14 protein-coding genes are annotated in these 14,829 nt (G+C 48.2%); all 14 read right to left on the reverse strand.

What is annotated here, in order from left to right:
* Nucleotides 1-5: 5 nt before the first annotated feature.
* The 14 genes from pgeF to mraY all read right to left on the reverse strand — a co-directional run bounded on the left by pgeF (nt 6) and on the right by mraY (nt 14,829).
* Nucleotides 6-890 carry a peptidoglycan editing factor PgeF gene (gene pgeF, locus JOE49_RS22305; protein ID WP_209942873.1) on the reverse strand — a complete coding sequence of 295 codons (885 nt, stop codon included), beginning with the start codon at nt 888-890 and terminating at the stop codon, nt 6-8.
* A gap of 82 nt (nt 891-972) precedes the next feature.
* On the reverse strand, nt 973-1,317 hold the full coding sequence (locus JOE49_RS22310; protein ID WP_023989440.1) for a YlmC/YmxH family sporulation protein: 345 nt from the start codon (nt 1,315-1,317) through the stop codon (nt 973-975).
* A 111-nt stretch (nt 1,318-1,428) separates the two neighbouring features.
* Nucleotides 1,429-2,211, reverse strand: a complete 783-nt coding sequence (gene sigG, locus JOE49_RS22315; RefSeq protein WP_007431182.1) for an RNA polymerase sporulation sigma factor SigG — start codon at nt 2,209-2,211, stop codon at nt 1,429-1,431.
* Nucleotides 2,212-2,307: 96 nt separating this feature from the next.
* Entirely contained in the window at nt 2,308-3,048 is a 741-nt protein-coding gene (sigE, locus tag JOE49_RS22320; RefSeq protein WP_013311082.1) for an RNA polymerase sporulation sigma factor SigE, read from the reverse strand.
* 106 nt (nt 3,049-3,154) lie between these two features.
* A complete protein-coding gene (gene spoIIGA, locus JOE49_RS22325; RefSeq protein ID WP_209942875.1) occupies nt 3,155-4,147 on the reverse strand; it encodes a sigma-E processing peptidase SpoIIGA in 993 nt (330 codons plus the stop codon).
* Nucleotides 4,148-4,335: 188 nt separating this feature from the next.
* Nucleotides 4,336-5,460, reverse strand: a complete 1,125-nt coding sequence (ftsZ, locus tag JOE49_RS22330) for a cell division protein FtsZ (protein ID WP_013311084.1) — start codon at nt 5,458-5,460, stop codon at nt 4,336-4,338.
* Nucleotides 5,461-5,527: 67 nt separating this feature from the next.
* Nucleotides 5,528-6,799 (reverse strand): cell division protein FtsA, encoded by a 1,272-nt coding sequence (ftsA, locus tag JOE49_RS22335; RefSeq protein ID WP_013311085.1) that lies wholly within the window; start codon nt 6,797-6,799, stop codon nt 5,528-5,530.
* A gap of 199 nt (nt 6,800-6,998) precedes the next feature.
* Entirely contained in the window at nt 6,999-7,763 is a 765-nt protein-coding gene (locus JOE49_RS22340; protein WP_023989444.1) for a cell division protein FtsQ/DivIB, read from the reverse strand.
* A 56-nt stretch (nt 7,764-7,819) separates the two neighbouring features.
* Complete coding sequence (gene murA / locus JOE49_RS22345; RefSeq protein ID WP_209942877.1) at nt 7,820-9,130, reverse strand: UDP-N-acetylglucosamine 1-carboxyvinyltransferase; 1,311 nt, start codon at nt 9,128-9,130, stop codon at nt 7,820-7,822.
* The gene (murB, locus tag JOE49_RS22350) at nt 9,120-10,025 is read right to left on the reverse strand and encodes a UDP-N-acetylmuramate dehydrogenase (RefSeq protein ID WP_023989446.1); all 906 of its coding nucleotides are present in this window, start codon (nt 10,023-10,025) and stop codon (nt 9,120-9,122) included. Before murB ends, murA begins: the two co-directional genes overlap by 11 nt.
* Before the next feature lie 146 nt (nt 10,026-10,171).
* On the reverse strand, nt 10,172-11,281 hold the full coding sequence (murG, locus tag JOE49_RS22355; RefSeq protein ID WP_028540482.1) for an undecaprenyldiphospho-muramoylpentapeptide beta-N-acetylglucosaminyltransferase: 1,110 nt from the start codon (nt 11,279-11,281) through the stop codon (nt 10,172-10,174).
* A gap of 6 nt (nt 11,282-11,287) precedes the next feature.
* Nucleotides 11,288-12,385: a stage V sporulation protein E gene (gene spoVE, locus JOE49_RS22360; RefSeq protein ID WP_023989448.1), complete on the reverse strand. Its 1,098-nt coding sequence runs from the start codon at nt 12,383-12,385 to the stop codon at nt 11,288-11,290.
* 49 nt (nt 12,386-12,434) lie between these two features.
* A complete protein-coding gene (gene murD / locus JOE49_RS22365) occupies nt 12,435-13,856 on the reverse strand; it encodes a UDP-N-acetylmuramoyl-L-alanine--D-glutamate ligase (RefSeq protein ID WP_209942885.1) in 1,422 nt (473 codons plus the stop codon).
* 4 nt (nt 13,857-13,860) lie between these two features.
* Nucleotides 13,861-14,829 (reverse strand): phospho-N-acetylmuramoyl-pentapeptide-transferase, encoded by a 969-nt coding sequence (mraY, locus tag JOE49_RS22370; RefSeq protein WP_013311092.1) that lies wholly within the window; start codon nt 14,827-14,829, stop codon nt 13,861-13,863.

Here is a 14,829-nt window from a genome sequence, read left to right on the forward strand (position 1 = left end):
AGGACTCACCTCTCTTCCAGACCAATCCAACTCGCCATTCTTCCTGTGACGCCGCCTTCTTTGCGATATGAAAAAAACAAATCGCTACGGCTACTCGTGCATAAGGTAGTACATTCGATATGGCTCGGCAATATTCCTGCTTTCATCATAATGTGTCGATTGCATTGTTTCAAGTCAAGTAGTGTTTTTCCGGTGGTTAAGGGAAAGTAAACAGAACCTTCCCATTTATCATTACCCGGGCAATCATACTCCAAAACCCGAATTTGGCTCATCACGTGCTCATCCACCTCATAGGATTCAGAACCAATGGAAGGACCAATAGCTGCTAGTATATCAGACGGCTGAGATCCATATTCGTTTTGCATGGTCTGTACCATTTTCAATGCGATTTCCGCAACGGTTCCCTTCCAGCCTGCATGCGCCAACCCAATCACACGGCGGACTGGATCACAAAAATATAATGGTACACAGTCTGCATAAAAGGACGTCAGCAAAATGCCAGGTACATTCGTCAAAAGTCCATCTGTGTCCTGAAAAGCGGATGCACGATCCATAAAGCCCCGCCCGCGATCAGCAGCCTTGACCACGGCAACATGATGACCATGAACCTGTTCACCGCACGTCCACGCTTCAGCAGCAAAGCCAAGCTGCTCAGCAATGAGCAGACGGTTACGAATAACTTGCTCGGGGTCATCCCCCACATGGAACGCACAGTTCAGACTAGCGTAGGGCACCTCACTGACACCGCCATGACGACCTGTAAAACCCGCTGTTAATCCCTGAACCTGCCGCTCCCAAGATTGAATATATAACAACTCCGGTACGGGACGTCCGCCATCTTTCATAAGCGCAGCCCCCGTAGCCTCGGTGTTCACTACAAATGGTTCCATTCATTCTCACCTCTACTGCCCAGTGTACCAAAAAGCCGCCGCCGTGTCTTCACAACACACTAAAATACGTAGATCTGCAAGTTCAGAAGCCCCGTCGGTCACTCCGCTCTTGACGTTCGATATACAACTTTTCCTCCCCTTCACCCGGCGGCTCATGCAATCCTTCCAGTCGTACAAGCACAACATCCGAACCAATTTTCACAATGTTGCGCCACGGAATGACCAACTCGCTTCCGCCTCCAAACCAGCCCATAAAACGACTGCTGCCTGGAACCACAATGGCTTCAATTTTCCCCTGCCGCACGTCAATCTCCAAATCACTGATTTGTCCCAGACGTCTTCCATCTACAATGTTAATGACATCCTTGGTTTGAAACTCGGAAATTTTCATTGCTCTTACTGACGTTTCCGGTGCACTCACACGCATCACATCCTTTATTTCACTATATGAGCGGAAGAGCCCAAAAAATGTCCTGTAAACGCAAAAACGATCCGGTAGGATCGTTTTTATCGCTGAATCATTCAAGCATTCATTTCATTAGGACTTTACATGTTTTTGCATTTGCTGTATAGCCGACTTCTCTAATCTTGAAACCTGGGCTTGAGAGATACCGATTTCGTCGGCAACCTCCATTTGCGTCTTTCCTTCATAAAAACGCATAGACAATATCATCTTTTCACGCTGGCCCAGGCGATGCATCGCTTCCCGCAGAGCGATTTCCTCAATCCATGAGACGTCTTTATTTCTGTCATCACTGATCTGATCCATCACATAGATTGGGTCGCCCCCGTCGTGATATATCGGCTCGAACAGCGAAACCGGATCCTGAATCGCATCCAACGCGAACACAACGTCTTCTTTGGGCACATTCAGTGCCTCTGAAATTTCAAAAATCGTTGGTTCTCGCGAGTTCAGATTCGTCAGACTGTCCCGCACCTGAAGCGCCTTATATGCAATATCCCGTAACGAACGAGATACACGGATCGGATTGTTATCCCGCAAATAACGGCGGATCTCTCCGATAATCATCGGCACCGCATAAGTGGAGAACTTTACGTTTTGCGAAAGGTCAAAATTATCAATCGCCTTCATTAGGCCGATACATCCTACCTGGAACAAATCGTCCACAAACTCTCCCCGATTGTTAAATCGTTGAATCACACTCAGGACGAGTCGGAGATTGCCGTTGACCAATTTTTCTCTGGCTGATCGTTCATTATTTTGCTGAAGTGATGTGAACAACTCGCGCATTTCTGCATTGGTTAATACCGGCAGTTTGGCGGTATCCACACCGCAAATTTCCACTTTATTTCGGGTCATCGTGTCTTACCTCCCAAGGAGCAACATTAATGTACATTATCTCCTGAGGGCATTTTTTTATTCGCCGTTTCCATCGCTTCCGGATATACCCATGCATTATACCATTTTATTAAATTCTTTTCGTAAGCGCTTTATAATTCGCTTTTCCAGACGCGAAATATACGATTGCGAGATACCCAACAGGTCAGCAACATCCTTCTGTGTCTTCTCTTCTCCGTCTTGTAAGCCGAAGCGCAGCTCCATAATCAAACGCTCTCGATCCGTCAACTTATCCAGTGCCTTATGCAATAATTTTCGGTCCACCTGCTCCTCAATATTACGGTAAATGGTATCATTTTCCGTCCCCATCACATCGGAAAGCAATAATTCATTACCGTCCCAATCAATATTCAGAGGCTCATCAAAAGAAACTTCCGTTCTCGTTTTACTATTGCGACGCAAATACATCAAAATCTCATTCTCAATGCATCGAGACGCATATGTCGCAAGTTTGATTTTCTTCTCTGGATCAAAAGTGTTAACTGCTTTGATTAGTCCAATAGCACCAATGGATACGAGATCCTCAATGTTGATTCCCGTATTCTCAAATTTACGGGCAATATATACGACTAACCGCAAATTTCTTTCGATTAGCATCGACCGTACTGCTGCATCTCCAGAAGAAAGTTTCCCCAGCAAATATTCTTCTTCGTCTCTCGTCAGCGGTGGGGGGAGCGCCTCGCTGCCGCCAATATAATAAATTTCTTCACTTTTCAGCCCAAATAAAAATAAAATACGATAATATTGCAGTTGCAATGCTAGCCTAATTTTCATCTTCAATTTCATCTGTTCCCGCATATCATTCTCCCCCTTTTGAAAATAGTACAATCCCAGCTGTGCTCCGCCCATTTCACCATTGGATATTTCTCGTCGCCTTCAAACATCATTTTGTGTTTATGCTCCGTCATCCTGATTCCGTAAAATGCTCACTAAAATGTGCATCTCGTTTCTGGTTGGTATCAGCACTGCCCTCTTCTTGTGCCGTCACATCCGGGTGGATGATGGCGCGATACTTACCCTCTGCTGACAATGTTCCCCCATCCAAGCCAATCAACACTCGATGATGTACAAAATGAATTCCATTCATCACCACCTCTACCCGGTCTGGTTTGAGGGCGAGCATAAAGGAATGACTGCGGTTAATTCCACGATAGGGGACGAGACGAACACGATCCTGCCAGCTAAACGATTCGTCCCCGTCCCCCAGTTCCATCACCAGTTGGTCAGCATTACCCTCAGAACATTTTCGAAGCCAGGAGGCGGGCAAATACGATTCCCACAAGGCCGCCTCCATGATCATCACCGGGGTTCGGGTCAAAGGATCATAGAGCTGGTTACCTGTATCCAACAAGCCTGTACACTCAATATGATCCTGCCCAATCCACACCTGCACTTGTCCCAGAAACCCACTCATCCTTTCTGTGCGCTGCTTTGAGGACTGCACAATACGAAAGAAAAGCATCACTCCGCCAAATGCGCATAAAATAAACCAGAATGCGATTTTCAGTTCAAAAGACATTCCTCCCGAAGCGGTGTACCAGATACCATTAAACAATTCCCCCGTATTTTGGAGAAAATAATGCATCCCCAAAATGCCACCTGCAGCTACAAAATTGATCATATAAAAAGCACCCATTGTACGAAGATACTTTTGCATGCTGCCAAATCCAAAAGCCACCAGCAGCATTATGACCGATAATGCCAGTTTGATCAGGAACGTAAATAAAAAGGACAGTTCCGGCACAAACATCATGACCACGTACATTGCGCCGATTCCAGCTGATGCCATCAACCTCCACCACACTGGACGAATTTTTCTCATCCAGGCGGTGACCATCAGCAGCACAGCATCAATGAACAAATTGGCCAAAAAAATCAAGTCGATATAAACAACCAAGGCTTCACCCGCCCAGCGTTTGCAGGATAGGCTTAAGTATAGTAGTCATGCTGTTCAAAGTCTGTCTAACGGTGGGGACGGTGACCGACTAATTTTGTCGGAAAGAGGAGAAGCGCCTGAACTGCAGGATGCGGAAAACAGAAAGAAGCCCGCATCTCCAAGGAGAATGCGGGCAGTCTGAATTAAAACTAGTTATCGTTATTATTATTGCGCGAACGGTTACGTAAGAATGTAGGAATGTCTAATTGGTCACTGCTTTGAGTGTTACCAAATGGACGCAAGTTAGGAGAGCCTTTTTCCGCCGATTCGGAAGTAGCCGGGTTGGCTGCCGGTTTACGTCCCGGTGCCGGTTGACTTGGCTTGCCTTCAAAGCCAGTGGCAATGACGGTAACCTTGATCTCTTCTTTCAACTCTTCGTCAATGATAGCACCGAAAATCATGTTTACTTCCGGATCGGAAGCCGATGTTACAATTTCAGCTGCCTCATTAACCTCATACAGAGACAGGTTGTTGCCACCAGTGATGTTCATAATCACACCACGAGCACCTTCAATGGATGTCTCCAACAACGGGCTCATGATAGCCTTGCGTGCTGCTTCAGCCGCACGATTTTCACCAGTTGCTTCACCAATCCCCATCAAAGCGGAGCCACGCTCCGTCATGATCGTCTTAACGTCAGCAAAGTCGAGGTTGATTAGACCCGGTACAGCGATCAAATCTGAAATACCTTGTACCGCCTGACGCAGAACATTGTCTGCTTCACGGAATGCTTCCAACATTGGGGTTTTCTTGTCCACAATTTCAAGCAAACGGTCATTCGGGATTACTATCAAAGTGTCTACTTTTTCTTTTAATCCCTCAATACCAAGTTCAGCTTGATTGGAGCGCTTACGCCCTTCGAACGTGAATGGTCGGGTTACCACGCCTACAGTCAGCGCGCCACATTCCTTGGCAATTTCAGCAATGACAGGAGCCGCTCCGGTTCCAGTACCGCCACCCATTCCCGCCGTTACGAATACCATATCCGCACCTTTGAGCGTATTCATAATGAGCTCACGCGACTCTTCAGCCGCTTTTTTACCCACATCCGGGTTAGCGCCGGCACCCAGACCGCGGGTCAGCTTATCCCCAATTTGAAGCTTATGCTCAGACTTCGCTAAATGAAGTGCCTGGGCATCTGTATTGACTGTAATGAACTCCACACCCTGAACACCATTTTCGATCATTCGGTTAACCGCATTGCTGCCGCCGCCTCCGACGCCGATCACTTTAATTTGAGCCAAGCTCTCCATTTCAAAATCAAATTCCAACATACTATTCCATCTCCCCCTCAATGTGCATGGATGGCCCGTCCATGATTGGCATAATTAGCAATGAACGTTATATAAATTCACTGAACATATTTTTTAAGCGTTCAATCAACCCCTGCTTTTGCTCGCCTTCCGCAGCGGGACTACTGCTTTTGGTTCGGTTAGTCGGCTTCTTGGTACTTCCGCCACTGTTGCTAACGCTAGTCGATCTTCCGCGATAGTAACGAATAGCATTATGCAAGATTCCAACTCCGCTCGTGTAACCCGGATCCCTTACACCGATAAAATCAGGTACGGCGATCCTTACGGAAGCGGCCAGTTCGCTTTGTGCCACCTGAAGTACACCAGGCATGGAGACGGTGCCTCCGGTAAGTATATAACCTCCCGGAAGCTCTGTGTAACCCAAGCGCTTAACTTCCGCCTGAATGAGTTGAAAAATTTCCTGCACTCTCGGCTCAATAATAGCAGCCAAATCCTGCTGGTTGAACTCCTTATCCACGTTACTGCCGATACGCGTCACTTTAAAGACGACATCGGCTGCCGCATCATCATACCATGCGCAGCCGTACTTAAGCTTTACTTTTTCGGCTTGATCGGTAAGGGTTCTCAGTCCGTAGGCAATATCATTGGTTACAAATTCTCCACCAATCGGAAGTGTAGATGTGGCAACAATCGTTCCTTCCTGGAAAATGGCAACATTCGTAGAACCTGCACCAATATCCACCAGCACCGAACCCATCACCTTTTCATCCTTCGAAAGAGACAATTGTCCGGCTCCAAGAGGCAGCAAGACCAGATCTTTAATCCTCAAGCCGGCTTTCTCAACGCAGCGCAACAGATTATGTATCGGGGTCTTGCCTCCAGTAACAATCGTAGCCTCTACTTCGAGACGAACTCCAATCATACCGCGAGGGTCCTGAATGCCTTCAAGGCCATCCACGACATACTGCTTGGCTACCACGTCAATAATTTCTCTCTCCGGTGGTACGGCAATAACCTCAGCTGCCTTCAGTACACGCTCAATGTCCTCCTCACCGATTTCACGGTCCTCGTTGGACACGGCTACTACGCCATGACTATTTTGCAGGCCAATATGATTGCCTGAAATCCCCACATACACTTCTGTTATTTGAATACCAACCATGCGTTCAGCGTGATCCACGGCGTTACGGATTGATTGCACGGTTTGATCAATGTCTACAATTGCACCTTTGCGAATCCCTTCCGAGTCGGCAGATCCAACTCCAATAATATTAAAGGTTCCATTATTCATTTCCCCAATAATAGCCCGAACTTTGGATGTACCGATGTCCAAACTAACAATGATGTCATTGTTGCTCAAGTCTGTGGCACCTCCTGACTCCAAAATGAATTTCGTTCTTTAAACACACTCTGTACATATTCAACAAACTCCATGCTTTCCCTCTTTTTTCTACAAATTTTTTAGAAGCCAATTTATGGTTGCAGTCACATAAAAATTTGAAGAAAAAAGAAGGAGGCAAGTCTATTACCCATAAAATCAATTCTAGCATTTTTTCACATCACTGAGTAGTATCTTTTTCTTGGCCCTCTTCACTCGTATCCGGTTTGAACGGAACGTAGGAATCCGCCTCCAACATGGTGATCAAACCTGGATCTTCTGTTTCTAGCACCTGGTTCAAATAGCTGATTTTAGAATTCAGTAGAGAAACGGTTGTAATAACCTCAAACTGGGAACGTGTGTACATTTTGATGCGGTCCGGAAAAGAAGGAATCGGCGCGGGAATAATTTCCGAAATATCGGCTGTCCATTCCCCCGGAATGCGCGATAAAGCATCACACAGCTTCGCTTTGTACGGATCATCAGATTTCCATTTGGTCAAAATAGGCTTCTCAACGGCTATTCCGCTACTCCCCACGCCCACGCTTGTCCCGTTCGCTAGAATAGCACGAAGGCTCCCGTCACTCTGCAACTCGTAAGCGACCGTAGCAAACTCTTTAATGTGAATAGCAATAATCCCCGGAAACTGCTTGTCCACTGTGACTTGCTGTATCGATTGAATTTCCCGCAGTTTCTCAGAGATGTCGGATGAACTGACTCCGAAATACTGATCTCCAACAGCCAGACCGCTTCGATTAAGAAGCTGATCTCGGGTCGAAAATACATTACCATCAAAACGAATTTCAGAAACCCGACTCAACGAAGAACGGAAAAAGAGAACAGCGAGCAGTACGATAAACAACAAAATGAGAAGAATAGCAATCTTCCGGCTTGTACTTTTTTTCGTTCTGTTCTTTTTAAGAACAGGTATTTGAGCATTTGGCATAGCTTCTCTCCACAAAAGCCTTTTGTCCCCCCGTTAACGGAGGGACATTACAGGCATTAATTTACGAAATCCAGCTGCTCCGGCACCGGAGACTGACGGCTCATTCGGGCACCCAGTCCCTGGAAAAGACGTTCGATTCGGTCATACCCTCTGTCAATATGATGAACCTGCTCGACAATGGTACATCCTTGAGCCGCTAGACCCGCTATGACCAGCGCAGCCCCTGCCCGCAGATCGGTAGCCTCTACCGTAGCCCCGTACAGACGAGAAACTCCTCTTATAAAAGCAGCATTTGCATCAACCGTAATATCAGCACCCATTACATTTAGTTCATCTACATGTTTGAATCGGCTTTCGAAGACGGTCTCTTTCATGACACTGAATCCGTCCGCCAAGGAAAGCAGAACCATGACCTGAGATTGCAAATCCGTCGGAAAAGACGGGTAAGGGGAGGTAACGATCCTTTCCACTGCTTTGGGACGACTCATACAACTTACGGTCATTATATCATTCAAGATGCCGATTTGAACACCAGCCCGCCTGAGGACATGAATCAGAGTAGACAAGTGGGATGGATTGCAGTGGGTCAGCGACACACTTCCTCGTGTAGCTGCAGCTGCGATCATAACCGTTCCAGCTACTATGCGGTCAGGAATGACCTCATACGTACACGGATTGAGGCGACTGACCCCCGTAATTGTAATCGTGTCGGTTCCAGCACCGATAATGCGGGCTCCCATGGCATTCAAGAAGTTTTGTAGATCCTGAATTTCCGGTTCCCTCGCTGCATTGGTGATCGTTGTTCGTCCTTCAGCCAACGCAGCAGCCATCATAATATTTTCCGTTGCACCTACACTCGGGAAATCCATGTGGATGTCCGAGCCGATTAGCTTGTGGGCTCGAAATGTAATTTGCTCGTCTTTTTCCTCTATCTCTGCGCCAAGAGCTTTTAAGCCCTCTAGGTGAAGATCAATTTTGCGCTCGCCTATGGCGCAGCCTCCGGGCTGGTAAATGGAAACTTCTCCATATCTGGCGAGCAGCGGTCCCATCAGAAAGATAGATGAGCGCATTTGCTTCATCAAATCTTCTGGAATTTGGAACGTTCGGACGGACGACGTATCCACGTATACCGTTTCCTCTTCATGTCGGCATGTACAGCCGAGTCTTTCAAGGATGTGCAGCATGACCTTAATGTCTAAAAGATGGGGCACATTCCGAATTTCTACCTTACCTTGTGCTAGTAAGCTCGCTGCAAGAATAGGTAGTGCCGCATTTTTTGCCCCATGGATACGTATGGTGCCTGACAGGGGACGGCCTCCCTCAATCACCAATTTGTCCAATGTATCACCTCCGAGTTTACCGCTCACCCACTACGAAAACCTCCGGAACTAGCTTGATGCCGGTTTGAGATGATATTGTACTTTGAATATGCTTCATTAGGGTAAGCACGTCCTCTGCTGTCGCTTGACCGGTATTTACAATGAAATTGGCATGCTGTACAGATACCTCTGCGCCTCCCGCCTTCAAGCCCTTGAGACCTGCGCTCTCAATAAGACGAGCAGCATAGTCTCCTGGAGGATTACGGAATACGCTTCCTGCACAAGCTAACTGTAACGGCTGGGTCAGCCGGCGGCGGTCTTTAAAAGCCGCAAGTGCTGCTGAAATTTCCTCGCGGTCGCCCCGCTTCATCCGAAACACTGCCTCTGTCACCATTCCACGTTGCTCATGCAACACGGAGTGACGATAGCTGAAATGCATATTCTCGGCATCGTACACAACCAATTCCCCTGTATCCAGCACAATCTCAGCGGACTGGAATATTTGTGACACATCAGACCCATGGGCACCGGCGTTCATGTAGACAGCCCCACCGACTGATCCTGGGATACCACCAGCAAATTCAAGACCGGACAGGCCCTGCTTGCTGGCCATAACGCACAGTTTGACCAGTGAAACGCCTCCTCCAGCAACGATCTGTTCATCTTCAAAATGAACATAATCAAATCCTGGCCCCAGCTTGATCACAAGTCCCCGTATCCCTTTGTCAGAGACGAGCATGTTGGAGCCCCGACCCAACTGCATCCAGGGAATTCCGTGCTCGCTAGCCAGCTTCAATACTCTTGCCAGCTGCTCTTTGGTATCCGGGATGACGAGTGCATCCGCAGGGCCTCCAATCCTCCATGTCGTATATTTGGACAGCGGCTCATGCTCCAGCACTTTTCCGATATCATGCTCCGCTAATAATGGCATCCATTGCTGCATTGTACTGAAACCTCCTTGTTGCTTGCCCCGCATGGTTATAAGGCTCTCACCTGACAACCGGCAGCCTGAGTGATGGTCACAATCTATAGGGTATCCTATGTAAATACCATCCGGTGTGTGACAACCGCCCAATTCTGCGCTGCAGACTACCTTTTATGGGCAAGACGTTCCATTTCTTTTACTAAAATATCTGCTGAGTCAGGCTTGCCAAGCGCAGACGCCGACTCTGCCATGCGACTCCGCCATGCCTCATCCTTCATAATTCCCGCTATAGATTGAAACAGGGCCGGGCCACTCAGTTCCTTTTCTACAATCATGACGGATGCGCCTGCCTTTTCAAGTGTACGAGCATTAGCCTCCTGATGGTTATTCGTCACATTAGGTGATGGGATCAGAATGGACGGAATGCCCAACGATGTGATCTCTGCCAAGAAGGACGCACCTGCGCGATTAACAATTAATGAGGTACAAGCCAGCACCTCTGGCATATTGTGAATATAGGGAAGCACGTGTAGATGATTGGGCAATGAGCCGATCTGATTCCGTATGCTATCCAGCGTTTGCTCATAATAAGATTCACCGGTTACATATACAAAATGGACGTCTTTCAGTTGCGAAAGTTGCGGAGCCATTGCAATCATGGCGTCATTAATGGCCTTCGCTCCCCTGCTGCCACCGACCACAAGGACGACCGAGCTGTTCATCGGTACCCCAATAGTAGCAAATCCCCGATCCCGGTTAGCCAAACGAACTGTTGTAGCACGCGGGTTCCCGGTGTACAGTACATTTTTAGCTTTGGGGAAAGCTCCTTCTGAGCCTTCAAAGCTAACAGCCACTGTATCCACATAGCGACTCAGAAATGTATTAGTCAGCCCTGGAATTGCATTTTGCTCATGAATAATGCTGGGAATTCCCAACTTGGAAGCTGCATAAACGACGGGGCCGCATACATATCCCCCGGTGCCAATAACGACATCTGGCTTAAATTTCTTTAATAATGCTTTGGATCTGCGAACCCCTTTGAAAAAGCGCATGATCGTTTTTATATTTTCCACAGACAAGCTGCGACGAAATCCTGTGATATCAATAGCCTCAAATGGAATTTTTTCCTGAGGAACCAACTTGCTTTCGAGTCCTCGTTGACCGCCAATGTATAAAAATTCAGCGTCCGAATCAATCTCTTCGCACTGTCTGGCTACGGCCAGCGCCGGATAAATATGCCCTCCGGTGCCGCCGCCGCTCAACACGACGCGCATAAACGTTCACCTCGCATAACGTGATAAATTTAGTAAAATGCCCAGAGCAGTTAGCATTAAGGTCAGAGAAGAACCTCCATAGCTGATTAAGGGCAGTGTTATTCCTGTCACCGGCATTAAACCGATAACGACACCAATATTAATGACGACCTGTACGGCGACCATTGCGACAATACCCACCGCAAGCAAACTACCATAGGTATCCGGAATGGTTATAGCGACACGCATTCCTCTCCACACGAGAACCAAAAAGAGCCCCAACACCGCCATTCCACCGATAAAGCCAAGCTCCTCCGCCAAAATGGAAAAAATAAAATCAGTCTGCGGCTCAGGAACGTAGCTATATTTTTGTCGACTCATGCCAAGCCCCAAGCCCGCTAGGCCGCCAGGACCAATCGCATATAGCGATTGAATAATTTGATAACCTGCGCCAAGCGGATCGGACCAAGGGTCCAGAAAAGCGGTGATGCGCTGGAGCCGATAAGGTGCAGCTGCAATCAGTGCAGCAAACCCTGCTGCTCCCGACAAAGCCAGCAGACCGAGATGCTTCATACGCGCGCCTGCCGTAAATACGATGAGCATGGACGCTCCCATCATTACCGTGCCAGTGCCCAAATCGGGCTGGAGCATAATAAGCCCAAAAGCCAGTCCCATGAGTCCAAGCGGGGGCAACAGGCCGCGCGTAAAAGAGCTAATATCATAGTCAGGACGACTGAGCCAACGAGCGAGAAAAAGAATCATACCCAGCTTCATAAACTCGGAAGGCTGAATGCCGAAAGAGCTAATACCGAGCCAGCTTCGTGCCCCGCCTCTGACTACACCAATGCCGGGAATTAATACGGCAACCAGCAACGCAAGACAGATCAACAACACAACCTTGGCATATTTCTGCCAGATCCGGTAGTCCGTTCTGGCAGTAAAGTACATCGCTACAAGACCGAGCCCTGCAAACAGCAATTGCCGCTTTACAAAATAGTAGGAGTCCCCGTACTCGTGAAAAGCGAGGACGGCGCCCGCACTGTATACCATAACCATGCCGATGGCTAATAAGCTTACAATACAAACGAAAAGCCATAGATCCGGCGCTGGACGAGATTGCTTCATCAGGAGGCCACCCCTTGCATAAAAGTAGGGGCTTATCCAACCCCCCTACTTACAATTTATGCGCCGCCTCTTTAAAAATACGTCCACGCTCTTCATAGGATCGGAACATATCCCAGCTTGCACAGGCGGGTGAGAGTAATACTACATCTCCCGTCTCAGCAAATTCAGCAGCCTTGTTCACAGCCTCCACGAGCGTAGCGGCGGCATCCTCCCCATTATCGACGACCTTGACATGCTCTATTCCAGCCTGCTGGGCGCGCTCAGCCAACTTATGCCGTGTCTCACCCAAGAGCACAACGGCTTTCACACCTTCCTGCAAGGAAGGTACGAGCTCTGTATAATCAGAACCGCGATCCAATCCTCCGGCAATGAGTACAATGGGTTGCTTAAAGGAAGATAAGGCCATCATTGTTGCTTTCGAATTGGTTGCTTTGGAATTATTGTAATAAGCTACACCAGCGTGTTCTAAAACATATTCAAGCCGATGTTCGACGCCGCGAAAAGTACTTAATGGTTCCGCCAAATTCGCTGGTTCTGCGCCTGCAGCAATGGCGATTGCGCAAGCAGCAAGAGCATTTTCTACGTTAAAACGACCCGGAAGTCCAATCTCAGCTACGCCTATAATGGGATGCAGCACACCATTTCCATCGCGGTATACGATGCTACGTTCAATATCATCCGTCACATCCGGTATGTATGGCGGGTCAGCGAACAACCCTTCCTGCAAACGTTCTGTCATAGAGAACGGAAGCAGCTTCGCTTTTATATAGGGTACGAGCTCCCGGCAGACGGGGTCATCCCAGTTCACCACCGCAGTATCCGCCGCCGTTTGATTGGCAAATAGACGCGCCTTGGATGCAACGTAGTCCTCCATGCCTCCGTGGTAGTCCAAATGGGTCTCAGCTACATTGAGCAGGCAGGCCACAGCGGGCTTGAAATCCTTTGTTCCTTTTAACTGAAAGCTGCTCAGCTCCACAACCATCCACTCGTCCGACTTGGCGTCCACAGCCGCCTCACATAAGGGCGTACCGATATTACCAGCCACGATTGGATTCATGCCGGATGCCTCCAACAGCTTGCCTACCCAAGTGGTCGTGGTCGTCTTTCCGTTGGAGCCAGTAATTCCGATGATCGGAGCTTTACATAGATGGTAGGCGACCTCAACCTCGGTCACGACCTCAATGCCGAGCTCGACAGCTTTCTGTACGGGAGGAGCCGTATAAGGAATCCCTGGATTTTTGACAACCAGCTTCACTCCAGGATGAATTAGCCACTCTGGGTGACCCCCGCATAAAACGGAAATTCCCAAAGCCTCTAATTCAGAAGCTTCGGGACATTGTTCCCTATCTTTTTTATCATTGACTGTCAGCTTGGCTCCGGCCTGGTGCAGCACCTTGGCAACTTGCACGCCGCTTTTGGCCAGCCCGATAATGACGACTTCCTGATCTCTGTATGCGTCTGGATGGTTCATTTGTCTACAACCCCTTGTTGAGATAAAGTCCGAGTCCTGCCAACAACAGTCCTACAGCCCAGAATGTAATAACTACGCGCCATTCGGACCAGCCGGACAGCTCGAAATGATGATGAATCGGGCTCATTTTGAAAATACGCTTGCCACGTGTTTTAAAAGAAGCTACTTGCAAGACCACGGACAGCATTTCAATTACGAATACACCACCGATAATGAGGAACAAAATTTCGCTTTTCGTAACGATGGCAATGGCACCTATGGCGCCGCCGATTCCCAGCGAGCCTGTGTCACCCATAAACACCTTGGCAGGATGAGCATTATACACGAGAAATCCGAGTACAGCGCCAATCATAGCCGCTGAGCATACTGCTGCCGGAAGCGAGGTCGCCTGAATCGCGACAATGGCATAAGCAGCAAAGGCAATGGCACTTGTACCGGACAGCAGCCCGTCCAGCCCATCCGTGAAATTGACAGCATTGCTAATCGCCAGCATCATGATAATGATGAACGGATAATAAAACCAGCCGCCCCAATCAAATGACCATGACGTTCCAGGGATGCCGATCGCAGTACTATGATCATTACTAAGCAGAAGCCAGCACATGATCGCGCCAAACAATAATTGCCCAAACAGCTTTTGACGCGCCGTCAGACCTAACGAGCGTTTGAATACAATCTTGATATAGTCGTCCAAAAAGCCGATCAGCCCAAAACCCAGCGTAGCAACCAGCAGAACGTAAAAGTCCGTATTTTTGATAGCTGAAAACTTAAGAAAGGTCAGCGTAAAAGCCACCAGAATCACGATACCGCCCATTGTAGGCGTACCTATTTTTTTAAGATGGCTTTGTGGCCCGTCATCCCGGACCTGCTGGCCGAATTTCATTCGCCGCAGCAGCGGAATGAGCAGTGGAGCGGCAATGACCGCCAATATAAACGATACGACGATCGTCAGCAGTAATAATTGAATATCCAT

It is taken from the genome of Paenibacillus sp. PvR133, from assembly GCF_017833155.1.
Classification (GTDB): Bacteria; Bacillota; Bacilli; order Paenibacillales; family Paenibacillaceae; genus Paenibacillus; species Paenibacillus polymyxa_B.

What these genes read in the sequence shown, in the direction of transcription:
- murD (WP_209942885.1), bottom strand. Translation starts at nt 13,856, where the DNA reads ATGAACCATCCAGACGCATACAGAGATCAGGAAGTCGTCATTATCGGG.
- mraY (WP_013311092.1), bottom strand. Translation starts at nt 14,829, where the DNA reads ATGGATATTCAATTATTACTGCTGACGATCGTCGTATCGTTTATATTG.
- JOE49_RS22340 (WP_023989444.1), bottom strand. Translation starts at nt 7,763, where the DNA reads ATGCCAAATGCTCAAATACCTGTTCTTAAAAAGAACAGAACGAAAAAA.
- pgeF (WP_209942873.1), bottom strand. Translation starts at nt 890, where the DNA reads ATGGAACCATTTGTAGTGAACACCGAGGCTACGGGGGCTGCGCTTATG.
- murG (WP_028540482.1), bottom strand. Translation starts at nt 11,281, where the DNA reads ATGCGCGTCGTGTTGAGCGGCGGCGGCACCGGAGGGCATATTTATCCG.
- sigE (WP_013311082.1), bottom strand. Translation starts at nt 3,048, where the DNA reads ATGCGGGAACAGATGAAATTGAAGATGAAAATTAGGCTAGCATTGCAA.
- sigG (WP_007431182.1), bottom strand. Translation starts at nt 2,211, where the DNA reads ATGACCCGAAATAAAGTGGAAATTTGCGGTGTGGATACCGCCAAACTG.
- JOE49_RS22310 (WP_023989440.1), bottom strand. Translation starts at nt 1,317, where the DNA reads ATGCGTGTGAGTGCACCGGAAACGTCAGTAAGAGCAATGAAAATTTCC.
- ftsZ (WP_013311084.1), bottom strand. Translation starts at nt 5,460, where the DNA reads ATGTTGGAATTTGATTTTGAAATGGAGAGCTTGGCTCAAATTAAAGTG.
- murB (WP_023989446.1), bottom strand. Translation starts at nt 10,025, where the DNA reads ATGCAGCAATGGATGCCATTATTAGCGGAGCATGATATCGGAAAAGTG.
- spoVE (WP_023989448.1), bottom strand. Translation starts at nt 12,385, where the DNA reads ATGAAGCAATCTCGTCCAGCGCCGGATCTATGGCTTTTCGTTTGTATT.